The organism is Aestuariivirga sp., assembly GCF_965227715.1.
Taxonomy (GTDB): Bacteria; Pseudomonadota; Alphaproteobacteria; order Rhizobiales; family Aestuariivirgaceae; genus Aestuariivirga.
Map to the genome: position 1 here is coordinate 3,887,820 of NZ_OZ245771.1, position 18,081 is coordinate 3,905,900.

20 protein-coding genes are annotated in these 18,081 nt (G+C 59.9%); 3 read left to right on the forward strand and 17 right to left on the reverse strand.

Annotated elements, in window-relative coordinates; translation table 11 throughout:
* Positions 1 to 15 precede the first annotated feature (15 nt).
* Positions 16 to 1,119 carry a calcium:proton antiporter gene (locus ACO06F_RS18380; RefSeq protein WP_421694180.1) on the reverse strand — a complete coding sequence of 368 codons (1,104 nt, stop codon included), beginning with the start codon at positions 1,117 to 1,119 and terminating at the stop codon, positions 16 to 18.
* Positions 1,120 to 1,223: 104 nt separating this feature from the next.
* On the opposite strand from ACO06F_RS18380, the gene ACO06F_RS18385 reads away from it, so the two are divergent.
* On the forward strand, positions 1,224 to 2,309 hold the full coding sequence (locus ACO06F_RS18385) for a P1 family peptidase (protein ID WP_421694181.1): 1,086 nt from the start codon (positions 1,224 to 1,226) through the stop codon (positions 2,307 to 2,309).
* Here ACO06F_RS18385 and ACO06F_RS18390 read toward each other — a convergent pair.
* The 10 genes from ACO06F_RS18390 to ACO06F_RS18435 form a co-directional block, all read right to left on the reverse strand.
* The gene (locus tag ACO06F_RS18390; protein ID WP_421694182.1) at positions 2,284 to 2,703 is read right to left on the reverse strand and encodes a DUF6691 family protein; all 420 of its coding nucleotides are present in this window, start codon (positions 2,701 to 2,703) and stop codon (positions 2,284 to 2,286) included. The two genes, ACO06F_RS18385 and ACO06F_RS18390, sit on opposite strands and share 26 nt — an antisense overlap.
* 1 nt (position 2,704) lies before the next feature.
* The gene (locus tag ACO06F_RS18395; protein ID WP_421694183.1) at positions 2,705 to 3,133 is read right to left on the reverse strand and encodes a YeeE/YedE family protein; all 429 of its coding nucleotides are present in this window, start codon (positions 3,131 to 3,133) and stop codon (positions 2,705 to 2,707) included.
* Positions 3,134 to 3,227: 94 nt separating this feature from the next.
* Positions 3,228 to 3,830, reverse strand: coding sequence for an EF-hand domain-containing protein (locus tag ACO06F_RS18400; protein ID WP_421694184.1), 603 nt, complete (start codon positions 3,828 to 3,830; stop codon positions 3,228 to 3,230).
* A 98-nt stretch (positions 3,831 to 3,928) separates the two neighbouring features.
* Positions 3,929 to 5,104: a vWA domain-containing protein gene (locus tag ACO06F_RS18405; protein WP_421694185.1), complete on the reverse strand. Its 1,176-nt coding sequence runs from the start codon at positions 5,102 to 5,104 to the stop codon at positions 3,929 to 3,931.
* The gene (locus tag ACO06F_RS18410; RefSeq protein WP_421694186.1) at positions 5,104 to 5,445 is read right to left on the reverse strand and encodes a hypothetical protein; all 342 of its coding nucleotides are present in this window, start codon (positions 5,443 to 5,445) and stop codon (positions 5,104 to 5,106) included. The genes ACO06F_RS18405 and ACO06F_RS18410 overlap by 1 nt, the downstream gene beginning before the upstream one ends.
* Positions 5,442 to 6,464, reverse strand: coding sequence for a YcjF family protein (locus ACO06F_RS18415; RefSeq protein ID WP_421694187.1), 1,023 nt, complete (start codon positions 6,462 to 6,464; stop codon positions 5,442 to 5,444). Before ACO06F_RS18415 ends, ACO06F_RS18410 begins: the two co-directional genes overlap by 4 nt.
* Positions 6,461 to 7,897, reverse strand: a complete 1,437-nt coding sequence (locus tag ACO06F_RS18420) for a YcjX family protein (RefSeq protein WP_421696719.1) — start codon at positions 7,895 to 7,897, stop codon at positions 6,461 to 6,463. Before ACO06F_RS18420 ends, ACO06F_RS18415 begins: the two co-directional genes overlap by 4 nt.
* Positions 7,898 to 7,963: 66 nt before the next feature.
* Entirely contained in the window at positions 7,964 to 8,494 is a 531-nt protein-coding gene (locus tag ACO06F_RS18425) for a SixA phosphatase family protein (protein WP_421694188.1), read from the reverse strand.
* A gap of 43 nt (positions 8,495 to 8,537) precedes the next feature.
* Positions 8,538 to 9,455, reverse strand: coding sequence for a homoserine O-acetyltransferase MetA (metA, locus tag ACO06F_RS18430; protein ID WP_421694189.1), 918 nt, complete (start codon positions 9,453 to 9,455; stop codon positions 8,538 to 8,540).
* A 3-nt stretch (positions 9,456 to 9,458) separates the two neighbouring features.
* Positions 9,459 to 10,322, reverse strand: a complete 864-nt coding sequence (locus ACO06F_RS18435; RefSeq protein ID WP_421694190.1) for an ATPase — start codon at positions 10,320 to 10,322, stop codon at positions 9,459 to 9,461.
* Positions 10,323 to 10,382: 60 nt separating this feature from the next.
* Between ACO06F_RS18435 and ACO06F_RS18440 the strand changes: the two genes are divergently transcribed.
* Both ACO06F_RS18440 and ACO06F_RS18445 read left to right on the forward strand, forming a co-directional pair.
* A complete protein-coding gene (locus ACO06F_RS18440) occupies positions 10,383 to 11,672 on the forward strand; it encodes an NAD(P)/FAD-dependent oxidoreductase (RefSeq protein ID WP_421694191.1) in 1,290 nt (429 codons plus the stop codon).
* 3 nt (positions 11,673 to 11,675) lie between these two features.
* The gene (locus ACO06F_RS18445) at positions 11,676 to 12,971 is read left to right on the forward strand and encodes an NAD(P)/FAD-dependent oxidoreductase (protein WP_421694192.1); all 1,296 of its coding nucleotides are present in this window, start codon (positions 11,676 to 11,678) and stop codon (positions 12,969 to 12,971) included.
* A 9-nt stretch (positions 12,972 to 12,980) separates the two neighbouring features.
* Here the strand turns inward: ACO06F_RS18445 and ACO06F_RS18450 are convergent, their stop codons facing one another.
* The 6 genes from ACO06F_RS18450 to ACO06F_RS18475 all read right to left on the reverse strand — a co-directional run bounded on the left by ACO06F_RS18450 (position 12,981) and on the right by ACO06F_RS18475 (position 18,036).
* A complete protein-coding gene (locus tag ACO06F_RS18450; protein WP_421694193.1) occupies positions 12,981 to 13,520 on the reverse strand; it encodes a hypothetical protein in 540 nt (179 codons plus the stop codon).
* Entirely contained in the window at positions 13,517 to 13,861 is a 345-nt protein-coding gene (locus ACO06F_RS18455) for a cupin domain-containing protein (RefSeq protein WP_421694194.1), read from the reverse strand. The genes ACO06F_RS18450 and ACO06F_RS18455 overlap by 4 nt, the downstream gene beginning before the upstream one ends.
* A 15-nt stretch (positions 13,862 to 13,876) precedes the next feature.
* On the reverse strand, positions 13,877 to 14,212 hold the full coding sequence (locus tag ACO06F_RS18460; protein WP_421694195.1) for a cupin domain-containing protein: 336 nt from the start codon (positions 14,210 to 14,212) through the stop codon (positions 13,877 to 13,879).
* A 19-nt stretch (positions 14,213 to 14,231) separates the two neighbouring features.
* Positions 14,232 to 15,038, reverse strand: coding sequence for a DMT family transporter (locus ACO06F_RS18465; protein WP_421694196.1), 807 nt, complete (start codon positions 15,036 to 15,038; stop codon positions 14,232 to 14,234).
* 123 nt (positions 15,039 to 15,161) lie between these two features.
* A complete protein-coding gene (locus ACO06F_RS18470; RefSeq protein ID WP_421694197.1) occupies positions 15,162 to 16,457 on the reverse strand; it encodes a SidA/IucD/PvdA family monooxygenase in 1,296 nt (431 codons plus the stop codon).
* Entirely contained in the window at positions 16,429 to 18,036 is a 1,608-nt protein-coding gene (locus tag ACO06F_RS18475; RefSeq protein ID WP_421694198.1) for a class I tRNA ligase family protein, read from the reverse strand. Before ACO06F_RS18475 ends, ACO06F_RS18470 begins: the two co-directional genes overlap by 29 nt.
* Positions 18,037 to 18,081: the final 45 nt, after the last annotated feature.

Sequence of the window (18,081 nt, forward strand, 5' to 3'; positions counted from 1 at the left end):
AGCAGGCGGCCGACATCAAGGTATGGCGGCGACCACAATGAACATGATGAACAGCCCGAGGTGCACCACGCCCTGAAGCACGTTGGTGCGGCCTGGAAGCAGCGTGATGGCGCTGACGAAGAGGGCGAGCCCCAGCAGCACGATCTTTGCGGGCGGAACGCCCAGCGCCAGCTGCACATTGGTGAAGCCGGCAAGCAGCGCAATCACGGGAATTGTGAGGGCGATTGAGGCAAGGGCGGAGCCCAGCGCCAGGTTGAGGCTGGTTTGCGGGCGATTGGCGAGCGAGGCCCTGACCGCCGCGATGCTCTCAGGCGCGAGGACGAGACAGGCGATGACAACGCCCGTGAATTCATGGGGCAGGCCCGCATAGTCGATGAGATCATCAAGGTCCGGCGCCAGCATCTTGGCTTGCAGTACCACACCCGTGAGCGAGATCAGGAGGAACAGCAGGCTGGTACCGGCAACCTTTCGCGAGGGCGGCTCAAACGTTTCATTGGCCGCGTCCGAATCATCGGCCGCCGCCAAAAAGTAATCCCGGTGGCGCACTGTCTGGATGAACAGGAAGGCGGCATAAAGCAGGAGGGAGATAAAAGCGACGGCGGCAAGCTGCACCGCGCTGTAGGTAGGCCCCAAGGTCGATGTGGTGAAATTCGGCAGGATCAGTGCAATCGTCACGAGCGTTCCAAGCACCGCGAGATAGGAAGATGTTCCGCTGACCTTAATCGTCTGCTCGAAATGCTTGTGCCCGCCGAGGACGAGGCAGATGCCTAGAAGGCCCGTCAGCACCAGCATGACAGCGGAATAGACCGTATCGCGCGCGATGGTGGGGCCGCCATTATCCGCAGCCAGCATCAGCGCCGCGATGAGCCCTGCTTCGATGATGGTGACGGAAATGGCGAGGATGATGGAGCCAAAGGGTTCCCCCACACGGCTGCCGACCACCTCCGCGTGATGAACGGATGCGAATATGGTGCCGCAGAGCAGGAGGGTTTCGAAGGCCAGCAGCAACGGCTGATCGGCAGGCAAGAGGCCTGCGAAATAGGCGATGACGAGCACGGCCGAAAACAGCGGAAAGGCGATTGTCCACCAAGGATTTCCAGCGTGATTCTGCCCGGCCAATGCGACCTCCCAAACGTTACGGACAGAGTTAAAGGCGCAACATCTCGACGCCGCAAGCAGTTTTGCTAGGCTGTGTGGTGAATGGGCAATGGGGAGAGACCAAGTTGACACAGCGCAAGCGCGGACGCGCGTTGGGGCTTCCGTTTCCGGGAACAGCAGGGCTATGGAATGCCATCACCGATGTGCCCGGCGTGGAACTGGGTGAGGTAACGCTCATTTCAGGTGAGGGCCCCTTGCGCCCCGGCCATGGCCCCGTACGCACCGGTGTCACCGCTATCTTGCCGCGTGGGAAAGCGAAAGCCCATGTACCTTGCGCTGCGGGCTATTACTCCTTGAACGGCAATGGGGAGATGACGGGTGTCGTCTGGATCGAGGAATCGGGCGAACTGCAAACGCCCATTACCATCACCAACACCCACTCCTGCGGCGTGACGCGGGATGCGACGATTCGCTGGCTGGTGGGCCGCGGCGTCGGCACGGGCCAGGACTGGGGGCTTCCCGTTGCTGCGGAAACCTATGACGGCGACCTGAATGACATCAACGGCTTCCACGTGACGGCAGAGCACACGATCGCCGCACTCGATAGCGCCCGGAGCGGGCCTATCCCGATGGGCAGCGTGGGCGGCGGCACGGGCATGCTGACCTATGATTTCAAGGCCGGAAACGGTTCCGCCTCGCGCGTTGTCGACATTGCCGGAGGGCGCTACACGCTTGGCGTTTTCGTGCAGTCCAACTTCGGGCGGCGGGAGGATTTCACAGTGCTCGGCGTGCCGGCAGGGCGGCATCTGCTTCACGGCAAGCTCAGGGGCAAGGAGCAGGGTTCCGTCATTGCCATCGTCGCGACGGATGCGCCGTTGATGGCGCATCAGTTGAAACGGCTTGCCCGGCGGGTGCCGCTGGGGCTCGCCCGCACGGGAACGGTGGGGAATAACTCCTCAGGCGATATCTTCCTGGCCTTCTCCACCGCGAATGAGCAGGCCTTCAGCCTCCGCAGTGGCCTTCTTCACATGGAGGCGCTCGGCAACGGCGACATCGATCAGCTGTTCACGGCAACGGTTGAGGCGACCGAGGAGGCGGTGATCGATTCCATGCTGATGGCCGACACGATGGTGGGGCGGGATGGGAACACGGCGATCGCACTTCCCGCCGACGAGCTCCTCACACTCATGACGCGCTTCGGCCGGATGTAAGCCGCACAATGAGCATGCCCGCAGCCATGGCGAGAACAAAGAGCACCGACGGCCAGTAGCCGAAGACGAGAGAAGCCAGCGCCGGACCTGGGCAAAAGCCTGACAGGCCCCAGCCGAGGCCGAACAACGCCGCACCTCCCATCAGCCGGTAGTCAAAGAGCTGATGCGCTGGACTGCTGAAGCTTTCGGCATAGAGAGGTTTGCGCCATCTCAGCACGAAGGCGTAACCCGCGACGGCGGTGGCGAGTGCTGCCCCCATAACGAAGAGCAGCGTGGGATCCCACGTGCCGAAGAGGTCCATGAAGTTCTGAACCTTCATCGGATTCACCATGCCGGAGAGGGTGACCCCGGCACCAAAGAGCAGGCCGGCGAAGAGTGCTGTGAGCTTGTCCATCTCAGCCTCCGATCACGTGGCGCAGAATGAAGACGGTGATCAAAGCCACGCCCATGAATATGGCCGTTGTCACCATGCTTCTGGGTGACCCCCGCGCAATGCCGCAGATGCCATGCCCTGACGTGCAACCCGCCCCAATTGCAGTGCCTATGCCAACGAGAAGGCCGCCCGCAATCGTGGTGAGAGGATTGCCGGGAAAGGCCATCGTGTTCGAATCGAAGCCGCCGAACAGGGCGGTGAGAATGGCTCCGAGCAGAAGGCCTGCCATGAACAGGGCACGCCAGGCATTCTCGGTCTTCCAGCGGCCAAGCAGTGCACCGAAAATGCCGGACAGTCCGGCGACACGGCCGATCCCGCCCATGAGCAGGACGGCAGAGAGACCAATGAGAATGCCACCATATAGGCCGGCAAGTGGAGTGAACTCCGTCACGTTCCGCAATCCTCCATGAATCTCAGGCTTCAATGGCCGGAACGCGCAGAAAAGAAAAGGCCCGGAGCAGGGGGCTCCGGGCCGAGGCAGGGCCTCAGGGGTTGGAATCGCCGTCACCTGGCGGCGGCGGGGGCTGATCGCCCGGCGGCGGCGGTGGGGGACCGTCATCATTGCCAGCACAGGGTGCCAAAGCCATGACGCGCGGCCTGCCATGATCCATCCCGCGATCCATGCCGTGGTCCATTCCTGGGCCGTGGCGCCAGCGGGGGCCGGGTCCACGTCCGTCCCGCCCTGGGGGTCCATCACCCCTGCTGGCAAGGTCCGCTGCCGGAAGCTGATATTCGTCCAACGTCACCTGGCCGTTGCCATCCCGGTCGAAGAACTGGAATTCGCGCACCATCATCTCATTGCGCGCCTTGAGCCAGAGCAGCTTGAACTCATCAAGTGACAGCATCCCGTTCTTGTCCGCATCGAAATCGGCGAGCCACTGTGTGCGGTTCTGGTCGATTTCCTGCTGCGTGACGGTGCCATCCTTGTTGGCGTCATAGCGCTCCACCAACTGGCGTCCCATAGGCCCCGGTCCATGGCGCATGCCGCACATGTCGCCATCCCCCCTGTCCGCGTGGGCTAAACCCGCGCCCAGCGTCAGCATTGCCGCCGTGGCGGTTGCCGCAACAAGCTTCAAACGTCTCTGCATCGTGATACTCCTTTGACCTACGATGAGAGAAGGACGAAAGGCGGAGGCATATCCGTCGCTCCAGCGCATGAACTTCTGTTCACGTCACGGAAGGCCGATCAACGCACGAGTTCGCGCATGGCGCGGTCGATGCCATCGAGTGTCAACGGAAACATCCGTCCTTCGAGCGTGCGCGAGACGAGGTTGATCGAGGGTGAATAGCTCCAATATCGCTCGGCCCCGGCGTTGAGCCAGACCGCCTTGGGATATGTGCTTACAATCCGCTGCAACCAGGTTAGGCCCGGTTCGTCGTTCCAATGCTCAACGGAGCCGCCCTCATGAGTGAGCTCATAAGGGCTCATGGAGGCATCACCCACGAAGATCACCTTGTAGTCATGCGCATAAGTGTGGAGCACGCGCCAGGTATCGATGCGCTCGGCGTTACGGCGGCTGTTGCTCTTCCACACATTTTCATAGACGCAGTTGTGAAAGTAAAAATATTCAAGGTTCTTGAACTCGGCGCGGGCTGCGGAGAACAGCTCCTCACATATCCGGATGTGCGGGTCCATTGATCCGCCAACGTCAAAGAAGATCAACACTTTTACGGTATTGCGCCGTTCCGGCACCAGCTTCACGTCAAGCCACCCCTGACGGGCGGTGGAGCGGATGGTGTCAGCGAGATCGAGCTCCTCCGCCGCACCTTCGCGGGCGAATTTGCGCAATCGCCGAAGCGCCAGTTTGATGTTGCGCGTGCCCAGCTCCACCGTGCCGTCGAGGTCCTTGAAGTCGCGGCGGTCCCACACCTTCACAGCCTGGTTGTTCCGGTTCTTATCCTGCCCGATGCGCACGCCGGCGGGATTATAGCCATGGGCGCCGAAGGGTGAAGTGCCGGCTGTTCCCACCCATTTGCTGCCGCCTTGATGGCGGCCTTTCTGCTCTTCCAGCCGCTTCTTGAGTTCGTCCAGAATCTTTTCGAGACCGCCCAAGGCCTGAACGAGCTTCTTCTCATCTTCCGTCAGATGTTTCTCCGCGAGTTTCCGCAGCCATTCTTCGGGGATATCCGCCAGCAGCGCATCACCGGGGCTCACGAGACCTTTGAAGACATGGCCAAAGACGCGGTCAAACCGGTCCAGATTGCGCTCATCCTTCACCAGTGCTGCGCGGGAGAGGAAATAGAACTCCTCCGTTTCATATTGCGCCAGCCCCTTGTCCAAAGCCTCGAGGAGCGTCAGATATTCCCTGAGCGAGACCGGAAGTCCCGCGGCCTTCAGCTGCGTAAAGAACGATAAGAACATCAGTCGCCCCCGGCAGTGAAAACGGGGTATCCCGTGCTGGCGGCTATCACCGGCGCGTGTCGGCAGAACGCCTTCCGGCTCTGCTTCGCCTCATAGGTGAAGTCCTCGTAGAAGGCGTTCAGAGGCCGTGAGAGAATAGAGGCAAGGCCTGCAATGTCATATTCATGGAAGTGCTCGTAGAGAGTCTTCTTCACGCCTTCGTCCACCTGCACCAGCCCTCCACACTGGTCTCCGGCCACATCCAGCAAGGCAACCGCCATGGCGATCCGCGTGCCTCTGCTCTCTGCCTGCGCCGGAAGCGTGAGCAGGGCGACAAGAACCGCGGAGGCGAGATGCCTCATTCTTCCTTCTCTGGAGGGGCAGAGGACACGAGTTCCTTCATCAGGCTGCCGAGAGTTTCCTTGGCTGAGGCTTCCTGTGGAATGGGCCGGCACACATCGCGCGCGGCAAGGCCCACGCGTGCGGTCAGTATGCCGTTCACCGTGCCTTCGCCAAAGCGTGCTGAGAGGCGGCCAAGAAGGCCCCGTCCCACGACGTGCTGCACCAGATTGTCAGACAGGGCGATGCCGCCCGTCAGCGCCAGGTGGCTCAGTACCATGCGCGCGAGCCTTAGTGTGGCAAGGGTTGACGGCCTGCCGCCATAAAGCGTTGCGAGTTCCCGCATCATGCGCAAGTTTTGTGCGGCGACGAACAGGATGTCGAGTGCGGCCGTGGGCGCAACCGTGGTGAGAAAGGTTATACGGCGGGCGGCATGTGCGATGATGCGATGGGCCTCCGCATCGCGCCAGGACACGAGATGGCGCTCGGCGAGCTTGACGCGGTCGCGGCCGTCTAGAATGTCACTCTCATACTGCTTCAACTCGCGAAGACCAAGCTGGGCATCGGACCTCGAGGCATAGAGGGACTTGAGATTTTCGACCGCGCGGTTTGCGGCGCGCGTATCATCAGCGTTGATGGCGTGCGCAGCATCGATCTGGATATGTTCAATTTGACGGAGCCTGGCGAGCGCCCAGATTTCCCGCGAGATGATGACGAGTGCTGCGAGAGCCGCAACGCTGGCAACGCCCAGCGCCACCCAGCCGAGAGCGGGCGAACGCGTGAAGAAATCTTCCACCAGCTTGGTTACCGCCAGGCCGGCCCACATGCTGACCAGGGTGAACAGCGCGCCGATGAGCAGCGTCCCCCAGTGGAAACGGCGGGATCTCGCCAGTGGCGCGGGCGGCATGACGATGAGATCACCTTCATCCAATTCCGGCTCGAAGGTGATGCCGGTCATGGCGCGGGGTTTGCGCGCGGGCGGTTCGTCCGGCTGCTCCTGTTCCAGCACGAAGGCTTGCGGATTGCGGGGCTTGTCACTCATAGGAAACGGTCCCCCAGGAGGAATTCCATGGTGCGGTCCAGCCTGATGTGGGGCCAGGTGCCATCTTTTGGCACGGGCGGTCGGAAGCGGACGAATTTGAGGCTTCCCTCAACGGCTCCGTCCAGCGCCCTTTCTGCTTCCTTGGGCAGGTCTCCTGGGAAGATCGCGGCCTCGGTCATGCCGTCGAACTCGGTCCCGCCAAGCTGTTCACCGGAGAGTGGTGTGCCGACGATGCATTCGAGCGTTTCACCCTTCTGCTTCACACTCGCCTCACGCGTCGCGCGGATGGCGGCAAGTGCGGCGACGTCGATCTCGGCCCCTGAATACTCTGCACGGGTCATCGCTTCTTCGACGATTGTCTTAAGGATGTTCTCCAGCCGGTCGTGGCTCGTGTGGTGGAGGAGATCCGCCTTAGTGGCCGCGAAGAGAACACGGTCGATGCGGCGCCCGAAGAGGTTGGAGAGCAGTGAATTTGCACCTTGCCGGAAGCACGAGAGAATATCGGCAAGGGCCTGCTGCAGGTCCTTCACGGCCGAAGCCCCGGCATTGAGCGCGGTCAGCGCATCAACCAGGACGATTTGCCGGTCGAGGCGGGCGAAGTGGCCATAGAAAAACGGCTTCACAATGGTCGAGACATAGGCCTGATATCGGCGCTCCATCAGCGCCCCGAGAGAGCCCTTGTGAAGCTCAGTAGCCGGACTGACGTCCAGCGGTGCGAAAGCAAGCAAGGGCGAGCCCTTATAGTCTCCGGGCATCAGAAAGCGGCCGGGGGGCAGGGTGGAGAGTGACACATCGTCTTTCCGGCAGCGCGCCAGATAGGCGGTGAAGAGCTCTGCTGCCGTGATCGCATCCTGCTCGTCTGCAGGCCGTGCGGGATCAAGCGTCGAGAGGAGAGCATGCCAGTCGCCCGCGAGTGCGAGGCGGGGTGCCATGCGGCTGGCCGCGATGGTTGCAGCAGACCATTCGGCATAGCTCATGCGCATCAATGGCAAATCAAGCAGCCACTCGCCGGGGTAATCCACAATGTCGATGTGGAGCTTGCCGCTCCCGAAGCTGCGGGAAATGAAGCCGACCGGCGTGTATTCCGCGGTAATTCTCAGTTGGCTGATGCGGTTCGTGCTCTCAGGCCAATGCCGGGATTCTCCGGAGAGCGCCTTCATGTGGGATTCGAAGGCAAAACGGGGCAGCGTGTCGTCCGGCTGCGGTTCCAGATAGCAGCGCGTGATACGCCCGCCACTCATCGCTTCAAAGGCGGGAAAGCGTCCGCCCTTGAGGAGGGAGTTGACCAGTGCTGTAATGAAGACCGTCTTCCCCGCCCGAGACAGGCCAGTCACACCCAGCCTGACGGACGGGTTGATGAGACCCGTCGCGAAATCCGCGAGCCCCCCGGCGGCAATGCGCGTGCCGTCCACGATGTCAGTGAAGCTGGCGATGTCTCAATACCCCATTATTTTCAGGACATAAGTGGTAGCATCGGGCGTGCAGCGCAAGGAAAAGCGTCAGCCTGGTTCCAGGTCGCGCGGGCGGATGAAGGCGTCCAGGCGGCCCGTTCCTGTTGTGGTTTCCACCCAATATCCCGCGGCAAAGGTGATGACGGCAAGGCCGGCCGTGGGATATTTCTCCGCCATCTGGCGGCGCAGGGGCTTGCCGCCGGATGCCGAAAGGCCAAGTGCCAGGGTCTGAGTGGCCGGATTGTGGGCCACAAGCATGAGGCGCGCTGCCGTTCCGCCATGCTGCCGGATCGCCCCCAGGAGGGCCCCGCCATCGCCGAAATCATAGAGTTCATCGATCAGACGGGTTTCCGGCAGGTGAGGCAATTCGCGCGCCGCGATCTCCCAGGTTTCTCTGGTGCGTTTTGCAGGCGAACAGAGGACGAGGTCCGGCACCAGCCCTTGCTGTGCAAGGTGCCGTCCGATGAGCCGGGCGGCACTTTCACCGCGCTCCGCCAGCGGTCGGTCAAGATCTGCCATGCCAGGCGCGCCGAGGATGGCCTTGGCATGGCGGAGGAGAAGAAGTTGACGTGCTGGCATGGTTGATTGTCCCCCGTTCGTGTCGCGGGGGGGCATCCTAGCCTCAGCCGCCAATCTCCGATAGGTCGAAGGGCGTCGTCTGGTAGACCTCATTGATCCAATTGCCGAAGAGAAGATGCGCGTGGCTTCTCCAGCGGTTCTCGGGCGGGAGTTCGGGATCGTTGTTCGGAAAATAATTGGCTGGAAGCTCAATCGATTTTCCGGCCGTCCGATCCCGCCAGTATTCGTCCGCCAAAGAGGTCGTGTCATATTCGATGTGGTTGAACATGTAGAGCGAGCGGTGTGCGGGATCGCTGATGAGGCAAAGACCTGCCTCATCTGACTCCATCAGGATCTCGAGCTGCTTGTCCCCCGGCAGATCGGCGCGATGGTTTTCGGTCCAACGGGAGACGGGGATCGAGAAATCATCCGAGAAACCGCGGAGATAGGGCGAGTTGGGCTTCAAGTTGCGGTGCGTGTAAACGCCGAAGCGCTTTCTGGGCAGCGCATGCTTCGGCACCTTGTGGAAATGCCAGAGCGCTGCTTGTGCCCCCCAGCAGATGTTGAAGGTTGAATGCACATGCGTCTGCGTCCAGGCATAGATCGCCGCCAACTCATTCCAATAGGTGACATCCTCGAAATCGAGCAGTTCGACAGGAGCGCCGGTGACGATGAAGCCGTCAAATTTCTGATCCGCCACATCAGCCCAGTCTTCATAGAAGGCGAGCATGTGATCGGCCGAGGTGTTCTTCGGCGTATGGCTGGTGATCTTGATGAGGGTCAGTTCGACCTGCAGCGGTGTGGCACCGATGAGCCTTGCGAACTGCGTCTCCGTCTTGATCTTGTTTGGCATGAGATTGAGGAGGCCGATGCGCAGCGGGCGGATATCCTGACGGGCGGCGCTGGCCTCCGTCATGACCATCACGCCTTCAGATTCAAGCGTGCGGCGTGCGGGTAGATCATTGGGGATGCGAATGGGCATTTTCTAACTGGCCTGGTCTATGATGCTGCTGAGACGTGCGGTGAAGTCCTCTTCGGACTGGATTGATGGCACGTCTCGCATTCGGACCGTGTAGCCGAAATTATCCGCAATCGCCTTGTAGAGTGGAATGCGGTGGTGAAGAAGCTGTTCAAAGCCCCAGACGGCAAAGCCATCGGGGTCCACGTCATCGTCATTGCCGATGGCATTCAGCGCCTTGTATTCCGCCCATTTCCGCTCAAGGAACTGGGGCTGGTAATACATGGGCTTCGGCGCCTTGCGGAAACGCTCCACCAGCATTCTGGTATGTTCGGGCGTTCCTTCGATATAAAGGAGCAGCGTGTTCTCCGCGAGGGTGGAGAGAACGGGGTCGCGCGGGTCCGCCGGTTCCACGATCTCGCACAGCGAACCACCCGAGTCACAGACGAAATTGCCATACTGATAGATATCCCGCGCCTTGCCGATGAAGACTGGAACATCGAGAAGGGCTGCGATCTCTGCCTCGCGGTGCTGGTTCTGGCGCTTGCGGTATTCGGCGAATGAGATGCCGCCCTTCTCCGGGTTGCCAGGCTTGCCAAGATATGTGGAGAGCGGCTTCAGGTGATCGAAGGTGATGTTGGACTGTATGTGAATCGAGTCTGACAGCAGCAGGTCACGCAGAAAGGGAACGCGCATCGCCTCCCGCTTGAAGTTGTCGACAATATGCTCGCCCATGTAGCGGGTACCGATCCGGTAATCGACGGAATAGTGATACCAGCCCGAATCCTGCAACAGGTTCGAGAGCGTTGTCTTGCCCACACCGGACATGCCGAATATGGTGACAGCCTTCTGGGGCCAGTTCGCGAAGTCTTTGCCTGATTTGAAGCGCATGCAGCGTTCCATAGCGGAAGGCATGGGGCGGGAGCAACTGGCGCGATTTAGGACTTGAGAATGATCGATGCGAACTATTCCGACCGGACTTGGTATGAGGCAACGGCGGAGCGGGGGCCGCTCCGGCCAGAGCTTTCGGGCCGGGTCGAGGCAGACAACTGTGTCATCGGTGGGGGTCTTGCCGGTCTGACCACGGCGCTGGAACTCGCCAGGCGCGGCCAGTCCGTCGTATTGCTGGAGGCCAGGCGCATCGCCTGGGGTGCTTCGGGCCGGAATGGCGGCTTTGTTTCAAATGGCTTCGCGGAAGGCATGGGGAATGTCGCCAAGCGGGTGGGCCTCGAGGCGGCGCAGGCACTCTATCAGCTGTCCCGCCACGGCACTGAATTCGTGCGCAGGGAGATTGCCGAAACCGATCCCTCTATCAAGGCCGGGGAGGGCTGGCAGGGCTGCATCCGCTACTCCAATGCTGCGGCAAAGCAGGCGGCTGTGGCAGAGATGGCACGCGATTACGGCCAGGAGATGCAATTCTTCGATGTGGCTGAAACGCGGGCGCGGGTGAACACCTTGCGTTATTTTCAATCCTCCTACGATCCCACCGCCTTTCACATGCATCCGCTGCGCTACTCGCTGATGCTCGCGAAAAAAGCTGAAATTGCGGGGGCACGTATCTTCGAGAACTCGCCGGCCGCCAACGTCGAGCGGCAGGGTGCGGTTTGGGTGGTGCGCACGGCGCAAGGCGAGGTGCGAGCGGCAAACGTGGTCTATTGCATGTCCTCGCTGGACCGGACACTTCACAAGCCGACGGGACGCGCCGTGCTTCCCGTTGCAACCTATGTTGCCGTAACGGAACCGCTGACGCAGGATGTGATCCGTACACGGAGCGCTATTTCGGATACGCGGCGCGCTGGCAATTACTACCGGCTGGTCGGTGAAGGCCGGTTGCTGTGGGGAGGTGCGATCACCACCCGCGTGTCTGAACCCCGCCGCCTGGCGGAGCGGATGAAAGGCGACATGATTTCTGTATTCCCGGAACTTGGCAATCCCAGGATCGATTATGCCTGGTCCGGGCTTATGGGTTATGCACCGCACTTCATGCCGTTGATTGGCAGTGACGGGCAGGGGCAATGGTGGGCCACTGCCTTCGGTGGCCACGGAATGAACACAACCGCCATGGGTGGCATTCTGCTGTCACGCGCAATTGCTGCGAAGGATGATGAATTCCGCCGCTTTGAGCCGTTCGGCCCGCAATGGGCAGGCGGGCCATTTGGCCGTGCCGGCGTGCAAGCGGGTTATTGGTACATGCAGCTGAAGGACCGGCTGGATGAACGGCGCTACGGAAGGGCAGCTTAGGTCATGGCATTCGGCAGCAGTGCACTCAGTTCCAACGCCTCCCTCGACCCCTATTGGTGGCGTGCAGCGCCCCATGAGGATGCCCAACGCGCTGCACCGCCAAAGCGCACGGATGTGGCGATCGTCGGATCTGGCATCACGGGCCTCACCGCGGCGATTGCTCTGGCCCGTGGGGGCCGGCAGGTGACGGTTTTCGAGGCAAAGGAGCCCGGCCATGGCGCCTCCACCCGCAATGCGGGGTATGTGGGCCGCACGCTGAAGCACTCCTTCGGCGAGATCATGGCGCATGAGGGCCTCGACAAGGCAAAAGCTGTCTATGGCGAGTTGATGGAGGCGTTTCTGGCCGTGAAGGAGACGGTGGATAGGGAAAACATCGACTGCCACTACAAGCAGCAGGGCCGCCTGCTGCTCGCCACCTCATCCGCTATGCGGGAGGCAATGGCGCGCGAGTTCACCTTGCGCGAGAAGCATCTGGGCGAACGATTCCAGCTGGTGAGCCGGGCAGATCAGCACAGTGAAATCGCGTCCGATCACTATTTCGGGGGAGTGCGAATTGCAGATCATGCGGGATTGCACCCAGGCCTTTATCATAAGGGCCTGCTCGATGCCGCGCGCGCTGCAGGTGTTGGCATCTGCGCCTTCACCCCTGTTCTTGGGTTCCGCAAGGAGGAGACGGGTTTCACGGTCTTCTTGAAAGGCGCCAGGACTGAGGCGCGCGACCTGGTGTTCGCCACAAACGGATATGGCGGGCGAGAATTCCCGTGGCTCCAAAGGCGCATCATGCCGTTTCATGCCTATCAGGCAGTGTCTGCCCCGATGAGCGAGAACCGCGTGCGGGCGCTGCTTCCGGGTGACCGCACCTTCATCGACTGGAATTTCAACGTCGACTGGATGCGCATTGCGCCGGGGGACAACACGCGCATCACCTTTGGCGGCCTCACCGGAGAGATCGACGCGGATTTGCGCGTCATGGGTGAGCGCCTGAAGCATCGGCTGGTGCGAATATTCCCCGAGATGGGGGATCTGCAGTTTGACCATGTGTGGACGGGAAAATGCGGCGGCACCTTCGACATAACGCCGCGGATCGGCCGCCATGAGGGCGTTTATTATGGCAGTGGATACTGCTTTGCCGGTGTTCCGATGGGAACGCTGTTCGGCAAGAAAATCGCCCGTCGCATCTTGGGAGGCGAGGGCGGCGACAGCGTGTTCGACACCGAGCCACCATCAAAGTTCTGGTATCGCGGCAATGCCTGGTTCGTGCCCTACGCGCTGAAGTGGATGAGCCGCAACGACCGCTAGCTGTGGAACTCACTTCTTGTAGGTCAATGGTGAGCTTTCGGTGGAGATCAGATCCGTCATGATGAAATCCGGCAACGCCCCCATGATGGCATAACGCTTTAGTGTTTCGCGCGGAAGGGACAGGACGGACTTCAGGAAGCGGCGGCATGTGGCCGTACCACAGTTGCAATTCATCTCCCAGATTTGATCGAAGAGGCTGACGCCAACCACCGTCGAAAAGTCCAGCGAGACGACTTCTCCTTCGTCTATTTCGGACAGTGCGAAAAGCGTGTTCACGCCGCGAACGCCTGCATTGGGCTCACAGGAGTGGGAAAAGAGCTGCGAGTCCTCATCCAACAAGATGTAAAAATCCCGGGAAATCTGGAGTGGGTCATCCACGTTTCCGTTTCCGCGCCGGACTCGCCTGAGCATTTCTTGCGTGTTGACGATCTCACCCGAGAAGAAGGCAATGACCGTGCCGGGATCGATCTTCCTTCTGGCAACCCAGTGGCGCCGGCCGGTGCTGGATTCAGCTGCAACGCAGTTCAAGTGCAAGAGCGCAGTCGTCATTTGCTCTTTTCTCCACCCAGCGGCCCGTAGAACAGAACCCACATGCTTAAGTCATCAGTAAAATCGACGAAGCGATGCTCCACACCGGCCGCAACGAACAGTGCATCTCCTGAGGAAAAATCGAGAGTCGAGTGGCCGTCGAAGAATTTACCCTTGCCGCTGACGATGAAGTAGAATTCGTCCCGGTCGTGAATCTCCTGGTTGTCGACGCCCTTGGGCGCGTAGACCAAGAGTTCGGCGGTTCCCCGCACGAACAGGATGTTGTAATTCGCGTCCTCGGGATCAGGACCCGGAAGAGTCTTCAAGGCTGAAGACATGCTCATGCGAAATTGGTCGACCATGGCTGGATTCTCCATTCAGGCGTCTGCGCCCCAGTATACCGAAATGACGTTCATATCTTCCGGCCCGGTGTTGAAAAGCCGGTGTCTGCAACAGGGCTCGATGTAGATCGTTGCCCCCGCGGACACGGCGAACATTTCCCCACCGAGATCGAGTTCGCCACTACCGGAAATGATGAACCATATCTCGTGTTCTTCATGTTCATCATCCATAGTGCTTGCGTTGGATTGTAAAGAGAATTTGCAGAACTCGACCGGTGCGCCCGCATTGTCAGTGAGGGCGAGGTCCATCGGTGTCTGCAGAAAATAGCCGGCTTTCACGATTTCGGACTTTCCGAATGAAACGACTGGCATGCTTCTCTCCGGTCTCCGTTCAGGTTGACGTTCTGTGCTTGGCAATCATCGTCAAAGCGCAAATCGTGATGGCCACGCCAAGAGCCTGGCTTGCAAGAAGCGTCTCGTCGAGGACGACATAGCCGGCGAGCAGGCCTATCAGGGGAATGAGATTGAGAAATACGACAGCGCGATACGGCGATGCCCTCAGTGCCAGTTGAAAAACCGCGAAGGCGACCGAAAATTGGGCGGCGCCACAGATGATGAGATTGACCCACTGCGCTGGCGGGATCTGAGACCAGATATGGGGGATGATGGTGGCTCCGGTGATGGCGGAATATGCACCTAACAATCCAAGGGCGAATATCTGCTGAATGAGCACCAGAAATATCACGTCGCCCCGGACTGCGAACGCTGTGGAAATGATGGCGTAGAGCGATGCCATTATAACGGACAATGCCAACAGACCATAACCGAAGGCAGAGCCGCGCGGCCCACCGGTGACATCTGCTCCGACCACCAACAAGACCCCTGCAAAGGCCATTGCTGCCAGGCCAAACATCATGGGTGTGATCGCTTCAATCCGCAGCAGGGCCAACAGAAGGACTGTGACGACGGCTTCGCTGGAGAAAATTACCGAGACAATGCCGGCGTCTGTCAGTTGAAGGCCGTGTTGACCGAACAGATAGGTAAGCCCAGGCTCAAAAATGCCGCAGAGGCCGATGATCAACACCTCCCGTAGCGATAGCCGCCGCCACAGCCGAAAGACGACCACCATTATGGAGGAGATGGCGATTGCGGAGAAGAGCTGGAGGGTAATCTGTTCGACCGGCGAAAAAAATCTCATGCCTTCTTTGTTTGCCGCAAAGCATATTCCCCAGATAGTGGGCGGAATCGCGCAGAGGCCGATTGTCCGCCATTCTCCCAGGAGGCGCCAGAATTGACCCCGGCTTGAGGCGTTGGCTGACATTTAGCGCCCGAACATCCAATCAATCGCGGTTGGCGGCGGAGCGGCTGCGAACACTTCCCTCTTCAGGATATCATTCAGCATGATTGCGCTTCGCCAGGACACCATACAGAACGTATTATCGCCAAGCCCATGGGTTCTCCGTCCGCGATTATGGGCGTAGATTTGCTGCTGCGTTTCGATGTTCCACAAGACGCGATAGTGTTGATCGAGCTTGAACTCGTCGCCTTCGTCATATTGAAAGAGGCCGCTCAATTCCTTCAGAAAATGCGGAAAAGGGCGCGTGCATCCGGTTGCCAGTATGACTGCATCTGCGGAGATGGGGGTAATCAAGCCATCTGCATTCGACTGGAGTATCAGAGTGTGGGGGCGGCCGTGGACTTCGAGTGCCGTGACGTCCTGATCAAGAGCGATGGACACGGTGGTAGGCGTTTCGGCGACATGCTGGGCAGCGTAGATCTTGTTGTAGAGCGACGCTGCCATGCCGCTCGAGATGCCGTCGCACAGAAGCCGGTTAGCATTGGCAATGCGGCTTCTTGCCTCCAGAGTCAGTGTGTTGAAGTAGCGGGCGTATTGGGGGGAGAAGAATTCGTTCACGAAGGGCGTGTCATCCATTGGGAACAGATTAGACCGGCGGCATATCCAGATAATTCTTGCCAGCTTGCCGTAGGTGCCGTTCAAAAGCGTGTCGACCACTTCTGCGGAGGTCTGCCCGCCACCGACCACTGCGACGGTTGCCCCCGTCACGTCCGGTTTGGTTTCGCTCAGTGTCCATGCGTGCATGACCTGCGCAGAGGGTGAATGTGAGGCCCAAGCGGGCACAAAGGGCTCCACCCCCACCCCAAGCGAGATATTCCGCGCGTAGAGAGTCCGTGCCGTCGTCTCGATCTTGAACAGATCACTCTTGCGGGTTACCCGTTCCACCGATTCGCCAAGTGCCAAGTTTTGCACGCGCTCTGCCGCCCATTGGAGGTACTGCTGGAATTCCACCCGCGTTACCACCGGGTCCGACGCGCAGAGGAATTGCGTCATGCGTTGCTTGGCGGCCAGGAAGCAGAGAAAGGACGAGTCATGTGAAGGATCAACCGGTGTGACCAGATCCTCAAGCAGCGACGTCTGGAGATTGCTCTCGTCATAAAGGGCATAGGGGTGCCAGCTGATGCTGGAACTCTTTTCGATCACATGCACGTCGAGGCCGGTACGCTTCTGGGCGAGGGACGCGAAGCTGAGATTGGCGGGGCCTGCTCCGACACAGACCACATCAGCGGGTTCAGAGATAGTCGGGGCGATGGCCACCATGGTGCCCTCCCTTGATGATGATTTCAGCAGGGCTTGAAAGGATGTGATCATAAGCAGATCGCACGGCGTTCACGCCAGCGAGCCCTGCCGGCAAATTCGAAGTGAAGCCGTTCTCTGCGCCCGCGTTGTCGATCAATGTTTTGCCGAGGCCGGGCAGGAAGGGGTAAGCCAGCATCGCGAAGGCGAGAGACCAGCTCTGTCCGCTGCTGGTTGCCCGGCGACGTTCGGCATGGGTCAACCAGCTGTCCAGTGTCTCAAAGGCTTTTCTCAGGTTCAGGGAGCCGGGTTCAAGGAGCCGAAGCTGGGTGTCGAGCAGTTCAATGAATAGGTGATAGTCGGCGCCATCCATCGGTTGTGTCGCCGGGGCATGAGCCAAGGCGCGGATGCGGTCTTCCCAGTCGAGCTTGAACTTTGAAAATGCGGCTTCCGAGAAGTCCGCGCACTGATGCTGCGGGTTCATCCAGCAGAGATAGGCCCTCAATGAGTCCGATGAGGTGGCGAGTTGCCGCCGCGCCACATTGGCCCAGATTGCGTGATTGCCACTGGTGGAAAACTTGCTCCCCTCGAGCGTCGCAAAGTGGTTGGTGAGGTAATGATCAAACGGGCGCCAGTCTTTGCTGGTGAGCCCGATGGCAGTTGCCCCGATCAGATAAGGTGCCGTATTGTCGAAGCCGAAGCTTTTGACGAGGGTGACGCCACTCTCCTTTTTGAATGGGTTCACCGTCTGCCCCAGAAAATCCTTGGCTACCTCGCCGCATAGGATCGAGAGCGCATACATTCCGGGATAGGAAAAGAAGACACTGCCGGCCGACACTCTCTGGTCATGCAGTTTTGCCCCCCAGCGGGCGGGGTGCGACAGGCGTGTGGCTGATTTGTTGAAGCTCAGGCTTGCCATGGCAAGATCGATGAAAGTTAAGTCCTGACATCGCTTCTCAAGCTCCCGGCGAAAGGCAGGAGTATCATATATCCGGATGAAGGCGCTGGTGTAATCCTGCCATTCCGAGGAATCGTTTGGCAGCTCCGACCAATATCCAATGATGTCTTCGGGCGAAATTTCAAAGCCGCAGTCTTCGCAATAGAAGCCTCCAAGATCGGGCACTCCACAGTTGGGGCATTGTCCCGCTATGTGGCTTCCGAGAACCGGCTGCGCATGCGGCAGGCTGTAGGTGATGCGCTCGGGGCGGAACGTGATGCCCGCCAGCGGGTGGTCGGTTGCGAGTTCGCTGTAGAGGGAGCGGTATACCTCCTCTGCCCGGTCGCTATGGCTTTTATCGATCGGATTGAAGAAGGCGTCGAACCGGATGTTCAACTGGTCAAAACAATCCTCGATTTGGCTATGATAGGTGGCGCAAATCTCTTCCGGCGAGCGATTTTCGCGAATGGCTCTCGGAAGCACGTGCATTTCCCAACTGTCGCTGGCTGAAACAAGCGCTACCCGGTGCCCGGCCCGCCGCAGGGCGCGGGCCATAACATCCGTTTTCAGGTATGGCCCGGAAACATGGCCCAAGTGGAGAGGGCCGTTTGGGGTGGGCATTGCGGGGACGAGCAAATAAGGTTCGGGGGTGAGGGCGCCCGGCATTTTGGTCTACCAATACAACTTTCAGGGGAGATTGGCGCAGATCTA